The 22,255-nt window shown below is 36.8% G+C and carries 20 protein-coding genes; 3 read left to right on the top strand and 17 right to left on the bottom strand.

Annotated elements, in window-relative coordinates; translation table 11 throughout:
- Window positions 1-7 precede the first annotated feature (7 nt).
- The 11 genes from BGO84_RS16780 to nspC all read right to left on the bottom strand — a co-directional run bounded on the left by BGO84_RS16780 (window position 8) and on the right by nspC (window position 11,134).
- On the bottom strand, window positions 8-985 hold the full coding sequence (locus BGO84_RS16780; protein ID WP_291030925.1) for a lytic transglycosylase domain-containing protein: 978 nt from the start codon (window positions 983-985) through the stop codon (window positions 8-10).
- Window positions 986-1,129: 144 nt separating this feature from the next.
- A complete protein-coding gene (gene ispE, locus BGO84_RS16775; protein WP_291030923.1) occupies window positions 1,130-1,954 on the bottom strand; it encodes a 4-(cytidine 5'-diphospho)-2-C-methyl-D-erythritol kinase in 825 nt (274 codons plus the stop codon).
- 118 nt (window positions 1,955-2,072) lie between these two features.
- Entirely contained in the window at window positions 2,073-2,969 is an 897-nt protein-coding gene (locus BGO84_RS16770) for a diaminopimelate dehydrogenase (protein ID WP_291030922.1), read from the bottom strand.
- Between the two features lie 53 nt (window positions 2,970-3,022).
- Window positions 3,023-3,709 (bottom strand): DUF2461 domain-containing protein, encoded by a 687-nt coding sequence (locus BGO84_RS16765; protein ID WP_291030921.1) that lies wholly within the window; start codon window positions 3,707-3,709, stop codon window positions 3,023-3,025.
- 102 nt (window positions 3,710-3,811) lie between these two features.
- Window positions 3,812-5,197 (bottom strand): phosphoglucosamine mutase, encoded by a 1,386-nt coding sequence (gene glmM / locus BGO84_RS16760; protein WP_291030920.1) that lies wholly within the window; start codon window positions 5,195-5,197, stop codon window positions 3,812-3,814.
- Between the two features lie 33 nt (window positions 5,198-5,230).
- Window positions 5,231-5,848, bottom strand: a complete 618-nt coding sequence (locus BGO84_RS16755) for a DUF4827 family protein (protein WP_291030918.1) — start codon at window positions 5,846-5,848, stop codon at window positions 5,231-5,233.
- Between the two features lie 11 nt (window positions 5,849-5,859).
- Window positions 5,860-6,906 carry a bifunctional oligoribonuclease/PAP phosphatase NrnA gene (locus tag BGO84_RS16750; RefSeq protein ID WP_291030916.1) on the bottom strand — a complete coding sequence of 349 codons (1,047 nt, stop codon included), beginning with the start codon at window positions 6,904-6,906 and terminating at the stop codon, window positions 5,860-5,862.
- 45 nt (window positions 6,907-6,951) lie between these two features.
- Complete coding sequence (locus BGO84_RS16745) at window positions 6,952-8,925, bottom strand: ComEC/Rec2 family competence protein (RefSeq protein WP_291030914.1); 1,974 nt, start codon at window positions 8,923-8,925, stop codon at window positions 6,952-6,954.
- A gap of 35 nt (window positions 8,926-8,960) precedes the next feature.
- The gene (gene rpe, locus BGO84_RS16740; RefSeq protein ID WP_135107349.1) at window positions 8,961-9,611 is read right to left on the bottom strand and encodes a ribulose-phosphate 3-epimerase; all 651 of its coding nucleotides are present in this window, start codon (window positions 9,609-9,611) and stop codon (window positions 8,961-8,963) included.
- Between the two features lie 135 nt (window positions 9,612-9,746).
- Window positions 9,747-9,908 (bottom strand): hypothetical protein, encoded by a 162-nt coding sequence (locus BGO84_RS16735; RefSeq protein WP_006844154.1) that lies wholly within the window; start codon window positions 9,906-9,908, stop codon window positions 9,747-9,749.
- A gap of 83 nt (window positions 9,909-9,991) precedes the next feature.
- Window positions 9,992-11,134, bottom strand: a complete 1,143-nt coding sequence (gene nspC, locus BGO84_RS16730) for a carboxynorspermidine decarboxylase (protein ID WP_291030912.1) — start codon at window positions 11,132-11,134, stop codon at window positions 9,992-9,994.
- A 220-nt stretch (window positions 11,135-11,354) separates the two neighbouring features.
- Here nspC and BGO84_RS16725 point away from each other — a divergent pair, with 220 nt between their 5' ends.
- Complete coding sequence (locus BGO84_RS16725) at window positions 11,355-11,996, top strand: thiamine diphosphokinase (protein ID WP_291030910.1); 642 nt, start codon at window positions 11,355-11,357, stop codon at window positions 11,994-11,996.
- 13 nt (window positions 11,997-12,009) lie between these two features.
- Here BGO84_RS16725 and BGO84_RS16720 read toward each other — a convergent pair whose 3' ends face one another.
- The 5 genes from BGO84_RS16720 to gyrB all read right to left on the bottom strand — a co-directional run bounded on the left by BGO84_RS16720 (window position 12,010) and on the right by gyrB (window position 17,743).
- Window positions 12,010-12,450: a SufE family protein gene (locus BGO84_RS16720; protein ID WP_006844157.1), complete on the bottom strand. Its 441-nt coding sequence runs from the start codon at window positions 12,448-12,450 to the stop codon at window positions 12,010-12,012.
- A 13-nt stretch (window positions 12,451-12,463) separates the two neighbouring features.
- Entirely contained in the window at window positions 12,464-13,459 is a 996-nt protein-coding gene (locus tag BGO84_RS16715) for a M28 family peptidase (protein WP_291030908.1), read from the bottom strand.
- 171 nt (window positions 13,460-13,630) lie between these two features.
- Complete coding sequence (locus tag BGO84_RS16710) at window positions 13,631-14,308, bottom strand: bacteriophage terminase small subunit (protein ID WP_291030906.1); 678 nt, start codon at window positions 14,306-14,308, stop codon at window positions 13,631-13,633.
- A 74-nt stretch (window positions 14,309-14,382) separates the two neighbouring features.
- Window positions 14,383-15,429: an EFR1 family ferrodoxin gene (locus BGO84_RS16705; RefSeq protein ID WP_291030904.1), complete on the bottom strand. Its 1,047-nt coding sequence runs from the start codon at window positions 15,427-15,429 to the stop codon at window positions 14,383-14,385.
- Window positions 15,430-15,787: 358 nt separating this feature from the next.
- Window positions 15,788-17,743 (bottom strand): DNA topoisomerase (ATP-hydrolyzing) subunit B, encoded by a 1,956-nt coding sequence (gene gyrB / locus BGO84_RS16700; RefSeq protein ID WP_283687749.1) that lies wholly within the window; start codon window positions 17,741-17,743, stop codon window positions 15,788-15,790.
- A gap of 253 nt (window positions 17,744-17,996) precedes the next feature.
- On the opposite strand from gyrB, the gene BGO84_RS16695 reads away from it, so the two are divergent.
- Window positions 17,997-19,535: a CotH kinase family protein gene (locus tag BGO84_RS16695; protein ID WP_291030902.1), complete on the top strand. Its 1,539-nt coding sequence runs from the start codon at window positions 17,997-17,999 to the stop codon at window positions 19,533-19,535.
- 80 nt (window positions 19,536-19,615) lie between these two features.
- Here BGO84_RS16695 and BGO84_RS16690 read toward each other — a convergent pair whose 3' ends face one another.
- Window positions 19,616-20,374: a glycosyltransferase family 2 protein gene (locus BGO84_RS16690; RefSeq protein ID WP_291030900.1), complete on the bottom strand. Its 759-nt coding sequence runs from the start codon at window positions 20,372-20,374 to the stop codon at window positions 19,616-19,618.
- 261 nt (window positions 20,375-20,635) lie between these two features.
- Between BGO84_RS16690 and BGO84_RS16685 the strand changes: the two genes are divergently transcribed.
- Complete coding sequence (locus tag BGO84_RS16685; protein ID WP_291030898.1) at window positions 20,636-22,042, top strand: prealbumin-like fold domain-containing protein; 1,407 nt, start codon at window positions 20,636-20,638, stop codon at window positions 22,040-22,042.
- Window positions 22,043-22,255 lie beyond the last annotated feature (213 nt).

Here is a 22,255-nt window from a genome sequence, read left to right as displayed (position 1 = left end):
ATTTTAATTAGTCATGCGAAATCCATGCTTTATCATGGACTCTTACCTTACTACCTTTCTTGTAGTATAATGATTCCTGTGTAGGAATAAGAATTGTATATGAACTTTGGCTTTTAGCCGAAATTGTTAATTTACGATCTCTCAGCCAGCTATTAAAATCTTTCAATTGTGCATATGTCAACCCTTTTTCTTTTGCAAAAGATGCCAGATCGGGAATCGATTCTGTTACTTCAACTTTTGTAAATTCAATCGGTTTGTACAGATCTTTTTCTGTGAGGATAAATCCATATTTAGAAGGATTTTCAAATAGCAACTTTATAGCCAACATTCGAAAATAATAGCGTGAAGTCTCAGAAACGAGCCACAGGTCAAGACTTTCGTCAACCTGTTGTTTATCCAGCTCTCCGCTGATACGCCCCTGTCCGGCATTGTATGACATTGCCACGCTTGTCCAACTGCCATATTTATTGTAAGCTTCCTTCAGATATTTACATGCAGCCCGAGTTGATTTTTCTATCGAATATCTTTCATCCACTTCAGAAGAAACCTCCAATCCATATCCGGGTGCGGTTTTTGGCATAAACTGCCATAGTCCGGCAGCGCCGGCTGAAGATACTGCTCTATGGTCTAAACTACTTTCTATTACCGCCAGATATTTAAAATCTTCAGGAATTCCATTTTCTTTTAAAATCGGCTCAATAATAGGAAAATATCGATTCGCTCTTTTTATAAGTAATAACGTCGTCGAATGTAAGTATGTAAATCCGTTTATCTCTCTATCGAACCTCTCATGAAGATCGTATCGGTCAAGCTTTATCTCCTCCCCCGCAAAATCAACCTTCTCGGGAATGTCTATAGATTTCGTCATGGATAAGACATAAGGAGCTTTAGACTCTGTTTCGCTATGGCTATTATTCGACAATAACACAAAGGCTAAAACACAGACACAAACAACTGGAATAGTGAATAATAATACTCTCTTCATTTATCGCTAGTTTTGTAATATTTCATTAAAAAAATAGCTATCAAAGGTACAATTTTATTTCTGGAAGTAAAAGTCCGAAAAACAGTGCTTATCTATAATTTATCTTAAAGCACCAATTTTTGAGCATCACAGCGCTTCCTGTTTTTAGTATTCGAATTTTCCTTGTTGACAAAAACAGTCCTTATAAACAGATTCCAAGTTCTTAACTTGTTCAGTGAAAATACCATAAACGGATGAACCTGAACCCGACATTGAAGCATACAACGCACCCTGTCGGTACAAACTATTCTTTATATCGCCTATAGCCGGATATTTAGCAAACACACTTTCCTCAAAATCATTCTCCATCAAACCTCGCCATTCTGCAACAGGTAATTTTACGATTTCCTTCAGAGACTGTTTTGGTTGTTTTGGTGAAATCAAAGCGAAAGCATCTTTTGTAGGGACATGTATCTCAGGCTTTATCAGTACAAAATAATAGTTTTTAAGAGACAATTCAATCTTTTCGAAAACCTCACCTATTCCTGTGGCAAATACGGGATGATTATATATAAAAAAGGGGCAGTCGGCTCCAAGCTGGACAGCCAATCTAATTAGTTCCTCATCAGACGCATTCAACTGAAAAGTTTGATTCAACAGCTTAAGCATAAACGATGCATCAGCAGACCCTCCCCCTAAGCCTGCACCAAACGGTATTTTCTTTAATAAATGAACTTCCACAAATGGAAAATCATAATGTTTTCGCATTAAGGACAATGCCCTCATCACCAAATTTGTTCCGGGTGATGCATCAACCTTAATTCCTGATTCGAAAAAAGTATCCTTCCCTTGCCCATCTTTTACAATGACTTCAAGAGCATCTTTTATCGCTAAAGGATAAAAAACTGTTTCAAGGTTGTGATATCCATCAGGTCTCTTTGATACTATATTCAACCCTAAATTTATTTTTGCATTGGGAAAGGTTATCATATTTCTGTTTTGAATATAAGTCTAATGATTTTTGATAATCTGCCTCAGAAGCAACACTTATGTTTATATAAAATAAACGAAGTCCTTACTTTTGAGGCAGATTTTTTTGATATAATTATTACACCAGTTTTTTTATTAAAGCCTCTTTATCTCCATATATATAGTCGATAACAGGAACCTCTATCATTGTATAAGCTCCCGGCGCTTGTTTCATTGTAGCTCTTGCCGAAGCAACTAGTACCTGAGCTGTTAAAGCAGGATTGTTGATCTTCATATTAAAGTCTAAGAGCTGATTCTGTGTTGAACCCGATACACCTTTACGAACCATATTCACTCCATGTCCCATATCTTTCAAGTTGTCTACATTTTCAACCTGCATCACATGTGTTTCATCATGTGCAAAATAGTCATCACTTTTTATTGCTGCCGCTACATCAGAAAAGTTATAACCTTCTTCGACCTCAATATATACCATACGACGATGAATACTAGTACCCAGTGGAATAGTCATCGACAATGCTGCCTTTACTCCCTTAATAGCTTTTACGGCAACAGTATGTCCCATACTCATACCCGGACCGAAATTAGTATATGTTACGCCTTTGGGTGCCATAAACTCAAACATGGAACGGATCATAGAATCTGTACCGGGGTCCCATCCTGCGGATATGATAGATACCGTATTATTCGCTTTGGCCACAGCATCCAGCTCACGGCGTAAATTTACAATACCACCGTGTATATCATAACTATCTACCGTATTGATACCCAATGCCAGGCACTCTTTAGCATATTCTTCAACGCTGCGAGTGGGAGTGCAAAGCACAGCCACATTCACGTCATTTAGTTCTTTTATTGATTTTACGACCTGATACTTTTTTAGTTCATCAGGCACATTTGATGGATCACGACGGACAATACCGGCTACCTCAAAATCGGGTGAAGCAATAATTGCATCCAATACATACTGTCCAATATTTCCGTAACCTACAATAGCTGCTCTAATTTTATTCATTGATATTGATTTATATTTGTTAGATTTATAACTATAATTTCTTATTAATCAGACTATATCTGAGTGGCTTCCTTCATAAAGTTGTATAACCATTCCATAGCATGAAAATCGTCTTTTATCAAATTGGCAAAATCAGGAGAAAACAATTCCTCTCCTACAGGTTGAGTCTTACTTACCCATATCCCTTTGCGTTGTATCCATGGTTGGAAATACTCGGGTAGATCATTAGGTATAGGTCGCTTATATTCCTCGCCATTTATTACATATCCCCGATCTAATACAGAAGCTTGAGTTACTCGCTGAAACTCCTCAGCATCATAAGTAACCTCGTCTCGGAAAGCATCCATTACTTTTTTCTTTGGCTGAAACAGCCCTAAGCCAAGCGTATATCCGGTAGCCGATATCTCCATAAAGTATCCCGGATAATCTTTCCATATATCGTTTGTTACGGGGATCTGAAAAGCCATCCACATAAAATCTTTATAGGGATCTTTATTCTTCGAAAAACGTGTATCTCTATATATCCTCGATAGGCATCGGTGGGGGCGCAATTCAAAAGACTGATCGATATTATGCATTGCAGGAGACAAAGCTGTAACCAATGCCTTTAATGGATTCAACAGCTCTTGCTCATATACATGTTTATTCTCATCAAACCATTCTTTATAGTTGTTCTCTTTCAGGTCTTTGAGAAACTGAAAAGTATTTGGAGTAAAGCCTTTGAATGTTAATTCTTTCATATCTATATTAATCCTTTATATATGATAATTTTTTATTCCTAAATATAAAGGTAAAAAAATAGCAGCTTTTTACAAAACTGCTATTCTTTATTTATTCTATTTTTATTTTGCAAGTTGCATTATAACAGCCATTACCTCAGCTCCGATATCCTCTGCCTCTTTCATCGAATGAGCTTCAGAATACACCCGGATAATAGGTTCGGTATTCGACTTGCGAAGGTGCACCCATTTGTCTGGAAAATCTATTTTCACACCATCTATATCTGTTACATCATATTGAACATATTTTTCTTTAACAGCTTTCAGTATAGCATCTACATCGATACTTGGCGTTAGCTGTACCTTCTGTTTTGCAATAAAATATTCGGGATATGATGCACGTATTTCACTTACTTTTTTCTTCTCATGTGCCAAATGAGAAAGGAACAATGCAATACCTACCAAAGAGTCACGTCCATAGTGGCTTGCAGGATAGATTACACCACCATTTCCTTCTCCTCCAATCACGGCATTGGTAGCCTTCATCAGCGTAGTTACATTCACCTCTCCTACTGCAGAAGCATTATATTCACAACCGTATTTACGGGTTACATCACGCAAAGCACGGCTAGAACTCAGATTGGATACTGTATTTCCCGGAGTATGTTTCAACACATAGTCTGCAACAGCAACCAGTGTGTATTCTTCTCCAAAAAACTCTCCGTTCTCGCATACAATAGCTAAACGGTCTACATCCGGATCTACAACAAAGCCCACATCAGAAGGTGTGGTCTTTACCATTGTAAATATATCTTTAAGATGCTCTGGCAGAGGCTCAGGATTATGCGGGAAATCACCATTCGGTGTGCAGTAAAGTTCATTGACTCTATTTACTCCCAAAGCTTTTAATAGTTTAGGTAGCACAATTCCTCCCACAGAGTTTACACAATCGATAGCTACTTCAAAATCTGCGGCTTTAATGGCATCTACGTCTACAAGCTTTAAATCTAAAACCGCCTGTATATGTTTATCTGTATAGTCTCTTTCTGTAAGCGTACCAACATGATCTATATGTGCATAATCAAAATCTTCGGCCTCAGCTATACGAAGGACTTCTTCTCCTTCTTTTGCATTTAAGAATTCTCCTTTTTCATTCAGAAGCTTCAATGCATTCCATTGTTTTGGGTTATGGCTGGCTGTGAGTATAATTCCACCACATGCTTTTTCCATTGTTACGGCCAGCTCGGTAGTAGGTGTTGTGGCCAAACCAATATTTACGACATCAAAACCCATCCCCATAAGAGTTCCGGTAACAATCTGTTCCATCATCTTACCTGACATACGGGCATCGCGTCCAACAACTATTTTGTTCGAATCATTATTCTTACTTTCTCTAATGAAAGTTGCATAGGCTGATACAAATTTCACAGTATCTAAAGGGTTCAATCCATCGCCGACTCTACCGCCAATGGTTCCTCTAATTCCTGAAATAGATTTAATTAAGGTCATTTTTATTATATTAATGTAGTAACTGTCTAAGACTTATTTTGCATCAGGTACAATTGTATATTTCAGACGTCCATAATATATCGGCTCGTACGATCCTGATTGCTGATAATAAGATCCATTTGAAAAAGGAACAATTAAGCTTACCTGTGCCTGATTTCCCAGATTATAACTTAGAGGTAAAGCACATCCCGGTGAAAGGAAATAATACATATAATATTCACTAGACAAGCTATAGATATAGTTGGTGTTACTAAATAAGTACGAACTGGTATTTCCGTAATCCATGTACATATATGCAAATTCAGTAACCCCTTGAATATCATTTGTAATTAAAGTGTCGGGATTTGTTTGCAGCATTTTTGTATCATAAAATCGCATGGTCACATAGTCGCCTAATTTGATCTTGTCTTTTGTTCCCGAATCAATCACATGAATGTAAATACCTGTATTAGGGTCTTTGAAATATTCTTTATCTTTAAAAACTCTGGTTTCGGGATATTTATTAATCACCTTTATACCTGATGTATCGATAAAGCGATTGATTGTTTTCTCTTCTTTCTTTAACTTATCGGCATAAGTCTCGCTTCCACATGCAACAAATATGATAGCAAATCCGATAAAAGCAAATATAACACCAATGATTTTTTTCATTTATATTTATGTTATTTAGTAAGTATATTATTCTTTTTCAATAAGTCACCAAATTCAGGCAAGGCATTTTCAAATATTGCGATAGCCTCATCCATTGTTCCGTAAAACTCTCCTCCTGCTGCATTCAGGTGACCACCACCGTTAAAACATTTAGAAGCAAATTGATTGCTAGGAAAGTCTCCTTGTGAACGAAACGAAATTTTTATAAAATCATTGTCTTCACGAATAAAAACTGAAAAAATAATTCCTTTTATATTCAACGGCAAATTTGCAAAACCCTCAGTATCACCCTTTTTTACATTATATCGACTTTGCTCCTCATTCGTCAGCCAAATGAGAGCTGAGTTATATCCAGGATAAACCTTCATTTTCTCACTTAATGTATATCCTAACATACGATAACGATCTTCGGTATAGTTGTGATATACATTCGAATATATCTGATCTTTATTTATTCCTTTTTTCAGTAATTCTCCTATGATATAATATATTTCAATATTATTGGAGTTGTAAGTAAATGCTCCTGTATCGGTCATCATACCGGTATAAATAGCAGTAGCAGTATTATAACTCATCACTTCAAAATCGCCCATACGGCAAATCAAACGAAACACGAGTTCGCTAGTAGATGATATTTCAGGGTATGAAATCATCACATCACAGAACTCTGTTGGATCAGGGTGATGATCTATCAAGACTTTCTTTCCCTTAGCAGCCTCAATAAATGGAGCCAAATGATGTGACCGCTTTGGCACATTAAAGTCGAGACAAAAGATAAGCTCAGCCTCTGCTATAAGCTTTTGAGCATATTCAGGATATTTTTCATAATCAAAAATATCCTTCGCTCCGGGTATCCATTTCAAAAAATCAGGAAATGAATTAGGAACTATAATATTTACATCATTACCCAAGTCATTCAAATAATGGTACAAACCAAGAGAAGATCCAATAGCATCTCCATCAGGAGAGACATGGGTAACTATTACAATTTTGTCATATTGATCGAGTAGCTCTTCTACCGCTGTTATCTTCTGACTAGCTATTATTTTCGATATCATTTACAAGAACTCCTTATTCTAATTAAAATACAAACAACAAAAGTACTAAAAAATCAAACTAAATGCACCACTTTGAGTTACATCATGATAAGGAATATTTAGTTTTTGACATTCTTTAGCTAGTCGGTGCCTAGTATATCTTGATAATGAAGCATCTAAAACTACATTTTCTATCCAAAAGAGCTGAGTTAAAGAATATAAAGAGAAACTGTTACTGTGAGTAAGCACTAAATTGTTAACCTTAAATCTTTCCTCTGTAACCTTCTCTTTCCAGTTATCAGAAGACAAAATCAGCATATTGTTTGTTTGATAACCAATGTATATATAGTCACTAGTGGTATCACCCGGCAGGATATCTGTTTGAACCCCAGACTTACTCCATTTTATCTCTGAAGCCTGACTTCTATTATAAACAGTTATCACTTCTGTATTATCAACTACCTTGCTGTGAATATGACTCGTAAGCAATGCCAATATGGCGGTTAAGCCTACAATTAAAGCCTTCGATTTCTTATATATAAGGAAAACCAATATCCCGATTATCATCGTAAAGATCAACAACAAGTCGACAAAGGAAACTTTTACATTTTGCAAAAGAGCAAAGGGTAATTGTTCAAATAAATGAATTGCGTAGGTCATAAAACTAATTAATACCTGTAAAAGTTTCACCGGAAGATAGTATAAGTAATAACTAAAATCAGAGAATACAAAACTCAACACCTTTGCAAAGACAATTCCTCCCGCAGCATACATAATCAAAGAAACGACAGGGACTATAATCAGATTGGCAATAAAGAAATATGTAGGGAACGTTCCGAAATAGTAAAGGCAAATAGGAAACGTAGCCAACTGCGCAACAACTGAAAGAGCAAACATCTGCCAGATATATCTTATATACTTATTCTTTATCTTAATCAGACCCGACATCTTTGGGTGAAGATATAAAATAGAGAGTACGGACATGAAACTTAATTGCAGCCCAATATCAAACAAAGAGAAAGGGTTGACTAAAAGCATAAAGAATGTAGCGATGAACAAGGCGTGAATAGAAAAGCTTTTTCGCCTAACTATTTCCGATACACAGAACACACTTAACATTGCGCTTGCCCTAACTACCGAAGGAGGCAAACCCGTAATAAAAGCATACCCCCACAATAAAAGAATTATAAGGACTGGCTTTATCCAATAGTACTTTGAATTTCGATGAACAAAGCTGAGCAGGAAAGTCATCATTACATAAATAATACCAACATGTAACCCGCTCACGGATAAAACATGTACGGTTCCCGTCGTCCTGAATCCTTGTTTCAGATTATCACTCAATTCGTTCTGATAGCCAAGAGTCAACGCCGACAGAACAGCATACTCTGTCTCTTTCAGATCCAAAGCCTTATAGAAATCGAGAATAGCTCGCCTGCAACGTAAAGCTTGATACTTAAGGTTAGATGAGACTTCTCTTGTCCTTCTATAAGCATCTGATGAGACATAAACAGAACCTATAAAGTTCTGATTGTACATATACCTGACATAATCAAAATCATCCGGATTTCCCATATTTCGGAAGGGCTGAACCTCACCATAAAAAAGGAACTCATCCCCCGGATTCAATCGTTCGGAGATCAACGAGTCTCTTTGAAAATAACAGACTACCTGCTTATCTTCATCGGGTAAAAACACCCGATATGCGACAGTCTTAGCTTTTTCTTGAGGAGAGTCTGTTACAATACCTCTATAAAGGTTTCTTGTCCCCGAAAAAGTATATTCAGATAAGTGCTGACGATGCGCTGTAGAGAAAGCTCCTATTCCGACAGTTGCTAAAACTACGCCCAAACCAAAGAGCCAGCGTAAAGAAAATCGCCGATCTTTTGGCACAAAGTATGACAAAAGCATAGCCATAGTTCCTGACAGGAAAAAGACTATGCTTATATATTCGTTCTTAAAATAGTACTGAAACAGAATACCTACAATCAGCGAGAGCAAGAGGAAAAGGAATGGTATTTTCGACAATGGATTTCTCATTCCACAGCACCTGTTAAAATACTACATCAAGTCTATTACAGACTTTTCAGTTTATGAATCATTTCTGTCGGGTTGGCATCTGCAAATACAGCATTCCCGGCAACCAGAACATCTGCTCCGGCATCAACCAAGCGTTTTCCCGTTTCCAAATTTACACCACCATCTACTTCGATAAGAGTATGTAACCCTCGTCTTACAATCATATCTTTAAGACAAGACACTTTATCGAGTGTGCGCTCTATAAACTTCTGACCACCAAAGCCCGGATTAACAGACATAAGCAATACCATATCCAAATCCTGAAGTATATCTTCGAGTAAACTAACAGGAGTATGAGGATTTAAAGTAACGGCAGCTTTCATCCCCGCATCGTGTATTGCAGCAATAGTTCGATGCAAGTGTACACAAGCCTCGTAATGCACATTCATCAGATAAGCACCCGCATCCTTTACAACAGGAATATACTGATCGGGGTTTACAATCATCAGATGTACATCCAATGGTTTCTTTGCCATTTTACTGATCTGCTTAATTATCGGAAAACCGAACGAGATATTGGGAACAAATGTTCCGTCCATTACATCACAATGAAACCAATCGGCTTCACTATTGTTTACCATTTCTATATCGGCTTGCAAATTAAGAAAATCAGCTGACAATAATGACGGAGCTATTTTATGGTGCATACTATTGAATTATAAGTTATAAATTTGATGTTATCATCCTTCAAAGCAAAAATACGAAAAAGAGCACAAGTGACAAAAAGAAAAAAGGTACAAACATCAAATGTCTATACCCTTTATTTTTTTCTGAGATATTTATCAATTCACACAAAACTCATTTAGTGATCTTGGCAAAGATTTCTCAGCATAATATGTTCGTGCAAACTGTTTCAGAAAGTCCAGCGTACTTTTGGCAGGTGCGACAACCTCCCCTTCATTATCAACACTTTTGCACAGCTTATGAGTATAGTTTTTTTTCATAGGCAATTTCCTTAAATAAGTTAGTTCTATCTATGAAACGCCATCCTTAAACCTATATTGTTTATGATCTAATATTTAACATTCTAGCTCATACGAGTTTTATAATCCTCGTAACTAAATTCCCTGTAAATTTCCAACTGGTCAGACTTATTCCAAAGAGCAATAGCCGGATGAGATATACCATTAAACATAGTAGTCTTCACGATTGTATAATGAATCATATCTTCGAATATAATCTTATCACCTATAAGAAGAGGTTCATCAAAAGACCATTCTCCAACAAAATCACCACTCAGGCAACTACTTCCTCCCATACGATAAGTTGGCAGTCCTTCTACCGGTTCGTGATATGCACCTCTGATATGCGGTTTGTAAGGCATTTCCAAACAATCGGGCATATGGCATGCAAAAGACACATCGAGTATTGCTGTCTTAATACCCCTGTTCTCTACAATATCTACCACTGTAGAAACTAGAACTCCTGTTTGCCAAGCAAAAGCACTCCCCGGCTCCATGATAATCTCAAGATTGGGATACTTCGATTTAAAAGATTTAAGTAAGCCGATGAGATGTTCCACGTCATAATCTTTTCGAGTCATAAGGTGTCCGCCTCCCATATTAAACCACTTCACCTGCGACAATAAATGCCCAAACTTCTGCTCAATCACTTCCAGTGTTTTCTCTAAGTCATATGACGACGATTCGCACAATGTATGAAAATGCAGTCCTTCTACACCTTCGGGTAACCTGTCCCCCAACTGATCCAAAGAGATACCGAGACGTGAACCCGGAGTAGCCGGATTATATAAATCAGTCTCTACTGTAGAATATTCGGGATTGATACGTAAACCGCAAGATACTTTATGAGAATGCTTCAACGTTTCAGGATAAAACCGATCGAACTGCGATAAAGAGTTGAACGTAATATGACTGCTATAACGCATGAAAAGAGGAAAATTTTCGGGTGTATATGCAGGAGAAAAAGTATGAGCCAAGCTTCCCATTTCTTCATACGCCAATTGCGCTTCATACACAGAACTTGCTGTAGAACATGGTATGTATTCTCTTATAATAGGGAACGATTTCCACATTGCAAACGCCTTGAAAGCTAATATAATATTCACTCCTGCCCTATCTTTTACCGATTTGATAAGACTGAGATTGTTTCTAAGCAATTCTTCTTCCATCACAAAGCAAGGTGACGGTACTTTATTTATTTCTATCATTTTTATTGATTTTTTCGTCAAAAAAATTACAAGTTGCAAAGGTCGTGATTTTATTCTCGATGTTTAAATAATTTACTATAAAAAATTAACCTCGTTCTTTACTATGATTAATCTTCCCTATAAAACAGATCAGCTTTTATTTTACTTTCTTCACATCAATAAAACTTAATACTAAACTATTTACTAATTTTACCTCCTCTTATTATATGATAATTTCAGAATGAAAAAATACAATCTCCCCGATATAAACCGCCGGACAGATACTGCCATACTGGCAAATGGCAATTTCCCTTCCAATCCTTTAGCTTTATCGATACTCAACAACTGCAAGTACCTTGTATGTTGCGACGGAGCAACCAATAATCTGGCAAACACAAGCAGATTACCCGACGCAATAGTTGGCGATTGTGATTCGCTCTCGGAAGAGAACCAAATACGGTTTGCAGATATTATACATAGAATACCCGAACAGGAGACCAACGACCTTACAAAAGCCGTACGATTCTGCTTGAAACAAGGAAGAAAAGAGTTGACGATACTCGGCGCAACAGGCAAACGGGAAGATCATACCATTGCCAATATAAGCCTGCTATGCGAGTATATGAATGATGCCGACGTGGAAATGATTACCAACTACGGTGTATTTAACGGAATAGGCTCCACCTCTCTTTTCGAAAGCTATAAAGGACAGCAAGTCTCTTTGTTCTGCATAGATCAGAGCATTGTAACATCGCACAATCTTTTGTATGCTATCGAAAAGCGGACTTTTACCAACTGGTGGCAAGCCACCCTGAACGAGTCTACAAGCGATGAGTTTAGGATAGAAACAAACGGACGTATGATCGTTTACAGGGCTTTTTGATTACCCCCAAGCGTTAAGCTCCTACCTCACCGATTTCCTTCGCCTTATATGCCATCGCATAAAAACGGATTTGCTTTATCATAGACACAAGCCCGTTGGAGCGTGTAGGCGAAAGGTTTTCTTTCAACCCAATCTTCTCTATAAAGTAAAGATCGGTATTTATAATTTCATCCGGCGTACGGTTCGACAACACCTTTATCAGTAGAGCGATAATGCCTTTTACGATTACGGCATCGCTCTCCGCTTTAAGCACTATTTTACCGTCGATGTAATCTGCCTGCAACCATACACGGCTTTGGCAACCAACAATAAGATTGTCTTCTGTCTTATTCTTATCGTCTAATTTATCCAATGAATTTCCCAATTCTATCAATAATGCGTAACGATCCATCCAATCGTCAAACATCGAAAATTCTTCTATAATCTCGTCTTGAACTTCGTTTATTGTAGCCATTTATTCCCTCTGTTTATTTTTCCTTATATACAACCTCCAGCACTGTTTGTCCTACGGCCTTCAATGTTTCTTTACTGATATTGCGCATATCATCTTTTTGCGTATGCCATGAATGGAAGAACCCATGATCCATATCCTGACGATAATCGATAATATCGATACTCGGTATCTTGCGAATCTGATTTACAGGAACATGATCGTCTGTTACTCCACCCACATCTTTACCAATAAAGAACTTGCCATAACTAAGCAGTCCGGCTGTTCTCCATACTTTTTCAAGTATATCTTCTGCATATTCTTTGGATATTGCTTCTCTATAAAAGGTTGCACCTTCTGCTCCAACCATATCCAATAATATCCCGAATTTAGCTTTATAGTTTGGCACATGCGGATTATTTGCCCAGTACTGAGAGCCTAAACACCATGTTTCTCCTTTAATCAAAGATTTCTCCGCAAAAGCAGGAATGCCATAATCTTCTGCATCAAAAAAGATGATGTCTACTCCCACCTGAGGAGCTTTCGACTGAAGTACTCTTGCTACCTCCATCAATACTCCTACTCCACTGGCGCCGTCATTAGCACCCAGCAGCGGTTTCTTAAGATTAGCCGGATCAGGATCCTGATCTGAGTACGGACGTGTGTCCCAATGGGCAAAAAGTAGCACCCTGTTTTTCTTATCTAAGCCATAAGAGGCTATTATATTGCGGGCATTAAGCTTTGTGCCATCGTATGCCGTTACAACCATCTTCTGCTCCTGCACTTGTGCTCCGAAACGCTTCATTTCAGCTACCAGATAATCGCCGCAAGCAACGTGTTCTTTAGTGTTCGGAACACGGTATCCGAATGCAACTTGTCTGTCTACATAAGCGTATGCGCTATCGGCGTTGAAGTCCGGCGATACTTTCTGATACGAGTCAGCCATCGTATTCGCATTTTGAGTTGTTTTACCACAAGAGCATGCTATAAAAATCAAAGACATGCATGTAATGTATATGTTCTTAATTGCCATCTTATACTAGTTTATTTTACAGAATACAATCTACAAATATAGAGATTTGTTGTGAGGTAGAGGTTTCATTTAAGAGTTTTTTCGATTAGTACCCTCACTACACTAAAACAAGCAAGGCGTCTAACTCCAAAAAGTGACAAAAGTAACACATATCATACTGTTTATATATTGTCACCTTCTGTAAAGATATCCGGGAGGTAAGACTTCGCCACTACTCTCAACCTTAACGAATTTCGGTTTAAGCTCAACTTCCGTGTTTTCATTACTTGCTTCATCACTCTCTACTGTAGAACAATCTGCTATATTTTGTGGCTTGGAGGATATACCGTCTTTTTGCGGATGTAAATCCTTATCTTTTTTGGGGGTGTTTCCTTTCCTTAAATTCTCACGCAACAGATTTAGATTCTCTGCTGTTTTCGGATCACGAACAATAATGGTTAAAGCAGACTGGGAGTTCTCCTCTTCTTTATTGGCTTTACTATCTTGACGAGAAAGTGTAAGTTTTATCGCATGGGTATCAGGGGCATATTCTTTTTGTTTTACGATCTGCGATTTTAGCACCAACTCATCCGGGTTATTTTTATCGGGAACGTATATCGTCTTTGTCTCTGTAAGGGTATAACCTTCCAGTTTCCTTTTTAGTGACTTGCGAGCCAGCATCAGTAGTTTATCATCACGACGGTCTATCGCTTTTTCTATTGCTTCTCTGAATTCGGGCTTTGTATCTTTCCATTCATAAAAAGACTTTCTGCTGATTTTTAATATGCTGCATATCTCCGAGATAGAATAAGTGTCTGCTTCTATCAGTGTAACAATCTTCTCTACTAGTTTTTCTGTGTACTTTGCCATATCTATTATAATAAGTTGTTTATAATAGATAATTATTTAGGAAAGTGATAAATATGTTTTAGATGGATATCTTTTCAATTTTTCTTTTGCCTCCATATAGCATCAGCAATAGATCTGTATCTTCCCCAGAATTTATAATGAGTAAGAGAGAAAAATGAAATTAGCCGTCCGGTGTATTTATTCAAAAGAAAAAGATGTTGAATCCGATAGAAAACAATGAGAAGAATAAAAAAGACGATAAAAGAAAAGACTTTTTCGACAAAAGGATAATGCAAAAAATCGGAAGATAATTTGTTTAACAGATAAGTTGCAAGTGTAGAATAGAATATACTTATAATAACAAAGAGTCCGTGAGCACTTTCTATTGCTCTTTTAGGACAAAGAGACATACATCGCATACAGCTCTCACACTTCAAGAGCCAAAAAGGACGCTTGTTTAAAATTTTAATTGCTTTCACAGGACATTGTTTCACACACAGCTGGCATCCATCACAAGCAGTTGAAGCATAGAATGATTTTGCAAAGGCAAAACGCCCTGCAATATAATATCCTAAAGATATAGGGGATATCAGTATATCTTGAACAATATCCCTGTATGATACAAAAACAGAATTTCCTTCAAATATTCTGTCACAATATTTCTTTACTTTATAAAAATTAGCTTCATGCAAAAATGCCACAGCGTTCTCACTCAATGCGGGATGGATCGACATCCAATTAGACGGCATATCGAAAGGTATTTGTCCTTTAATCTTATACCCTTTCATTTTTAGCATTATTGTTGATACAAAAAATGCGATTCCGGTCAAACCCGGTGTTACTGTTTTACCAATCTTTAGTCCGGCTCTTGTATTCATCAATATAATATCGTTAAAGCCTTTTGGAAATCGGCGAATAAAGTCGAGGGTTATTGGGGGATAGTTGAATCCATGTATTGGTGAAATAATAATTACCAAAGTGTCAGGGTCTATGTCAATACTGTTGTGTCTTGCTGTATCTATATTCTCTAAATTGCATATTATATTCTTCTCGGCAGCAAATTCTCGAATCCAATAGGAAATCCTTTTTGCATTCCCTGTTCCCGAAAAATAATAAATCCTTATTTTTTTATATACAAGCATTCAGTATATCAGATAAGATTATAATTCAAAGATAGTTACAAAAATAATTTTCGCTTCATTTTTCGATATAAATCAATAAAAAAAATAAGGTGACTACTTATGACAATACCCTAAATGAGATTGTCTTATTTACTAATAACAGAGCTCTTAAACTCTGCAAGGGAAACGATATTTAGTCCTATCGTCTTTTCGGATTTGCAATCCGAAAGCTTTTGTATCAAAGGATTTTAAATCCTACAATAAATATTTTCGGATTGCAAATCCGAAAGAACGAAGATTCGAAAGGACGAAGTAATTATACACAAAAAAGCCGTAATTTGAATCAAATTACGGCTTTTTCTATTTTGTAATATCCTACTTATGCATCAATCTTAGCATAAGTTGCATTTTCTTCGATAAACTCACGGCGTGGAGCTACATCTTCACCCATCAGCATAGAGAAAACATGATCGGCTTCAGCAGCATTTTCGATCGTCACCTGACGCAATGTACGGTGCTCAGGATTCATTGTAGTATCCCAAAGCTGCTCGGCATTCATTTCTCCAAGACCTTTATATCGCTGTGTGTGAATAGCATTTTCGTCACCATCCGCATATTTCTCGATAAATGCACGGCGTTGGCGATCGTCCCAGCAATACTCTTCATTTTTACCCTTGCGGCAAAGATAAAGCGGAGGCGTTGCAATATAGATATACCCTTTCTCCAACAGTGCTTTCATATGGCGAAAGAAGAAAGTAAGAATCAGCGTTGCAATGTGGCTTCCGTCCACATCGGCATCGGTCATGATCACCACTTTTTGATAACGAAGCTTTTGGAGGTTCAACTCTTTAGAGTCTTCGTCCGTTCCTATCGTTACGCCCAGTGCTGTATATATATTTTTTATCTCATCACTTTCGAGAACTTTGTGAGGCATAGCTTTCTCCACATTCAGAATCTTACCCCTAAGAGGAAGAATTGCTTGGAACCCACGGTCACGACCTTGTTTTGCTGTACCACCCGCAGAGTCTCCTTCGACAAGGAAAATCTCACATATCGAAGCATCTTTACTCGAACAGTCAGCCAGTTTTCCCGGCAAACCACCACCTGTAAGCGGAGATTTACGTTGTACCAACTCACGGGCTTTACGAGCCGCAGCACGTGCCGTTGCTGCAAGAATAACTTTTTCTACAATGATTTTTGCTTCTTTCGGATGCTCTTCAAGATAAATACCCAAAGCCTCTCCAACAGCCTGATCAACAGCTCCAATAACCTCATTGTTACCAAGCTTAGTCTTTGTCTGTCCTTCAAACTGAGGCTCAGCAACTTTGATAGAAACAACAGCAGTAAGTCCTTCACGGAAGTCATCACCATTAATTTCCACCTTCACTTTCTCAAGCATCTTCGAGTCATCAGCATACTTCTTCAGCGTACGAGACAACCCACGGCGAAATCCCGTAAGGTGTGTACCACCTTCTATGGTGTGTATATTATTTACATACGAATATACGTTCTCATTATAAGATGTATTATATGTCATCGCCACTTCTACCGGTACTCCTTGCTTTTCGGTAACAATGTGTATTACATCTTCTATTAATGCTTCTTTCGACGCATCTATATATCGTACAAATTCTTCCAGCCCTTTTTCAGAGAAGAAAGTATCTGTCTTGAATGTTCCATCTTGTTTTACCTGACGATGATCGACCAACGATAAACGAACTCCGGCATTAAGAAAAGCCAGTTCGCGAAGACGTGACGCCAATGTATCATATTTGTACTCTGTTACTACAAATATAGAATCATCCGGCTTGAAAGTTATAATTGTACCTGTATGATCTGTAGTTCCTATTTTTTCTACACCAGTCAAGGGTTTTCCACAAGAATATTCCTGTACATATACATTCCCTTGTTTGTGTACTTCAGCTTTTAGGTATGTAGACAATGCGTTGACACACGACACCCCTACACCGTGAAGACCTCCTGAAACTTTGTAAGTTCCTTTGTCGAATTTACCTCCGGCATGCAAGACTGTAAGAACGACCTCTAGAGCCGATTTTTTCTCTTTAGCCATTATATCCACCGGGATACCACGACCATTGTCTTGTACTGTTATCGAATTATCCTCGTGTATAGTGACTTTGATATCATCACAATATCCGGCCAATGCCTCGTCAATAGAGTTGTCTACAACTTCATACACAAGATGGTGTAATCCTTTTTCGCTTATATCACCGATATACATCGCGGGTCTTTTCCTTACAGCTTCAAGGCCTTCCAGCACTTGAATATTTTGTGCGGAATAAGATTCGCTTGCAATTTTTTGGTTCTCAGTCATATTTATATTTTGCTATTAAATAGGCGAATAATCGCCTGAGGTTTTGCGTTTGAAAAATCTAACAAATATACAGATTTTTATCCACATAAGCAAGAATAGAAGCCATCGTTTTGCTTGCTTATAAATAAAGAAAAGAATGAAAAAATTAACAATTTTATTTATATAAAAACATGCAAAAGCCAATAAAATTCTGATTGCTTTTGTTTTCTTTGTATTCTTCGATATGTCCAATAAATAAATTTAACCGAATACGATGAAAAAACAATTCGCATTTCTATTTTTTATTTTAAGCATCCTCTTTTCTATAACAAGTTGCTCTGATAAAGACAATGAAATAGAAGAGACACTCAGTCTATCAAAAAGTCAATTATTTTTTAAAGTTTCAACTGAAAAACAAAGCATTACGATCAAATCAAATACCAAGTGGGAAATTGACAAGAATATTCCCTTATGGTGTACTGTGAGCCCCATGTCGGGAAAGGGAGATGTAACGATCACTGTAGAAGCCAAAGAAAATACACAAGAGGTTACGCTTACAACACAGTTACTTATAAAAACCAAAACAAAAATACAAAAAGTAAGTATACAACAAGAAGCTGCTCCGCCGGCACCTCTCGAAGGGTACTATTTCCCGCTACTGACTATCAATACTAAAAACGGCACACCAATTATATCGAAGGATGACTATATGGACGCAACCATAAAGATAGAATCAAGGGATAATAAAGGGGTTATAAAAGAGAAGCTAATGGAAGCTGACACCGAAATAAAAGGTCGTGGAAACAGTACGTGGGGAATGGAAAAGAAACCTTACAAACTGAAACTAAAAGAATCGGCGCAAGTATTGGGCATGCCTAAAAACAAACATTGGGTGTTGCTTGCCAATTACTCGGATAAGACATTGATGCGAAACGAGCTAGCGTTCGAAATCAGCCGTCGTATGGGATTTGCTTGGACTCCACGCATGCAGTATGTGGATGTTTTGCTTAATGGAGAATATATTGGAAATTACATGCTTGGAGAACATATACGCGTAGACAAAAACAGGGTTAATATCCCCGAATTGAAAGCAACAGATACAGATATTACAGGAGGATATCTGCTCGAAATAGATGAGCGAAAAGGAGAACCTGTATGGTTTGAAACACTAGAAGCAAAAATGACATTCTGTGTAAACACGCCGGAAGACATACCCGCTGATCAAAAAGAATATATATCAAGCTATATCCAAAATATAGAAAACATCATATACGGAAAAGATGATGTAAACCCTGTAGAAGAATTACCGAAGTATTTGGATATGCAATCATTCATTGATTATTTATTACTAAACGAATTATCGAAAAACGTTGATGGCAACCTACGCCTAAGTACATTCGTCTATAAAAACAGAGGCGACGATAAGCTATATTTCGGACCGGTATGGGATTATGATATTGCTTTTGGGAATGTAAATTATGACAACTGTGATATGATATCAGAATGGCACGCACGTACAAGAGCTCCTTGGTATCAACAATTTTTCTCTCATCCCGAATTTGAAAATATGGTAAAAGACAGATGGAACGAATTACGCGGAAATGAATTAAGTGACGCAAATATAAATACGTTTATTGATAACATGGCTGGAAAAATAAATGTATCTCAATATTATAATTTTCAGAAATGGCCAATACTTAATATGCAGGTCTGGCCTAACCCTATTGTGACTGGAAGTTATCAAGGTGAAGTCAATTATCTTAAAACATGGATAAAAAACAGATTAAGTTGGATGGATCCACAGTTAAAGTAATTAATACGGCATATTATAAACTAAAAAAGAGAAGAGGGAATCCCTTTTCTCTTTTTAGTTGGATATTGATTAGCAAGCGTCTACCATTTTTTCATAAACCTGTTTATGATTTTCTTCAAACTAAGGATGCATTTATATTCCTTGTATTTTTTATCTGATATAAAGCCATATTTATGCTGTATCATATAATAATCGGAATAAAAATCGAAATAAGAAGACGATATGCCACCTAATCTGAAGTTAGAAATCACGACATCCACTTCTTCGAGCTTTACACCTTTACTTACACATCTACAAATAAAGTCATAATCAGCCAAGACCTTTATAGAAAGATCAAATGCTCCGTATTTATTGTAAACTTCTTTAGATACAAAAAATGTAGAGTGAGGCAGTACACTCTCCGATATAAACGAAGCTCCACGGCGTTGTACATTAAAAATCTTATCGTCTTTCCACACGCGCTCTATACCGTATATCATAGAATTGCTCTGATCTACCACTCCGTCAGAAAACTTGTTCCACATAACTTCGAGGGTATTATCCTCATACCAATCATCAGAGTTGGTTATCCCTATCAACTTTCCAGTAGCAAGAGATATTCCTTTATTCATCGCATCATAAACACCTTTGTCGGGTTCACTAACGATGCGTACAGTAACTCCTTTCTTTCCGAAGGCTGGGATATAACTCTCTATTTTATCCAGAGTTTGGTCTTTAGATACCGCATCGATGATGATATATTCAAAGTCAGAGAAGGTTTGTCTTAACAAGGCTTCAATTGTTCCTTGTAATGTATTTTCAGAATTGTATGTTGGTGTTATTATAGATATTCTTGGCATATCTAAATTATTTTATTTAAATCTACGGGCAAAGATACATTTTTTATAAGTGCATTCATTTTTCTATATATAAAAAGAGAATTTGAAATTCTTAAAAAATCTTTAGCCCCTATTCTTTTAACATTACAAAAAAAACAATTGTGTCACAAAGACGTTTTAAGTATACAATAAGAATATGTTTGTATACATCATGTGGATAATAAATGCTCTATTTATATTTTAAGTTTCAATAGAATTAGCAAACTTGCTAAAACATGAATAATGAAAAACAAATTATTTGTATACACCAGTATACTACTCTTCATTGCCCTGATATCTAAAGCATGCAATGAGAACCAAAATGGAACAGGTACTTGCCTTACAATATCTGCTAAAAACATTAACAATAAATCACTTATAAGTGGTGGACAATATCAGATTCTAAATGTTAATAATCAAGTTGTAGGCACATATATACTTACATCCGGAACAATGAATATCACAAATCTAGCTATAGGGAAATATGTGATAGAAGAAATAAGTTCTCCAGATAACTATGATGCCAGCCAAAAACGAATAGAAATTATTCTAAAGTACTCTTGTATCGAAGCTACATTCTCGTATATAGATTCTAAATTGAAAGAAATACCGGAAGAGCAGACCTTGCAATTCATAAATTATCAAGGGCTTATAAACTTAGGGGAATATAATGCTGTGCGTATTGGAGAATATTACTGGATCGATAGGAATTTTACTCATACAATAAAAAAAGGGAATGGCTTCGAAAATGACGTACCTATCACTCAAAATATCTTAAATAGATATCTTGAACGTGTGCGCATCGATCCCCAATATTATCAATTATCGAATATAACCAATTTTGAAAAATACTATGGAAGATATTACAGCTATCCGAGTATAGAATATATGAATAAGTACTGCTTTATGGCTGACGAGAATGGCAATAAGATTGAAGGTTGGAGGTTACCTTTTCCTGCCGATTACAGGCAATTATTTGCTATGTCGCCATTTAATACATCGCATGATGCTACTCATACAAATCTTAACGAAAGAGATGTACGTTTCGCATTAAGTAGCATGAATGGAGAGAATCCATTAGCCTTTAATATCTATCAAGGAAATAATAGCCCATATAAAGTTTATTGGTTCGAAAAATCAACAAATATATATGGTTTCAATATGATGCCCGGAGGAGCCCGTCTAAATGGAAATGGTAGATGGTGTAATGGCTTGGGACCTAATGGCGGCTGCTATGATGATGGTCTAAGAGGTGATATCTATCATCTATTTTATACTGTATATTTATCTGTACAAAACACAAATAATACTCTTGGGTATGTAGGCATACATGATTATATAACTAGCAAAGAGTATGAATCATATCACTATCTCAATGTACGTTGGTGCAGGCCATTAACAGATATAGAGCTAGGATATAAATTGTATATCAATAAGGACAAAACAGACATAAAAAAATTAGGACTTAAAGACTCGCCACCGGAAGGATATATAGAATTACCTCGCGGTTATACTCGTGGATTTTATGTACAATATATATTGAACGATCCTAATACCAAATTAACGGTATCTGATATTATCAACTACGCAAAAAGTGTTCAGGACAATTATATTTACGAAAACCGTAACAATCTGAATGTGATTTTGTAAAAAAGACATATTGTATACATCATTTTATCTTTTGTAAACAAAAAAGGAGAGCTATGATAGGCTCTCCTTTTCTTATGCTGTCTGATATGTATTTGTATCTTCCTATTATCCTTTTTATGCTTGGATTGTATCAATAGCAAAAGTCCGTATACAATTAGATGTATACGGACTTTGCGTTTAAAACGGCGGTAACCTACTCTCCCACTTTTACGC

Source organism: Dysgonomonas sp. 37-18 (assembly GCF_001899125.1).
Taxonomy (GTDB): Bacteria; Bacteroidota; Bacteroidia; order Bacteroidales; family Dysgonomonadaceae; genus Dysgonomonas.
This window is presented reverse-complemented; position numbering and strand designations above follow the sequence as displayed.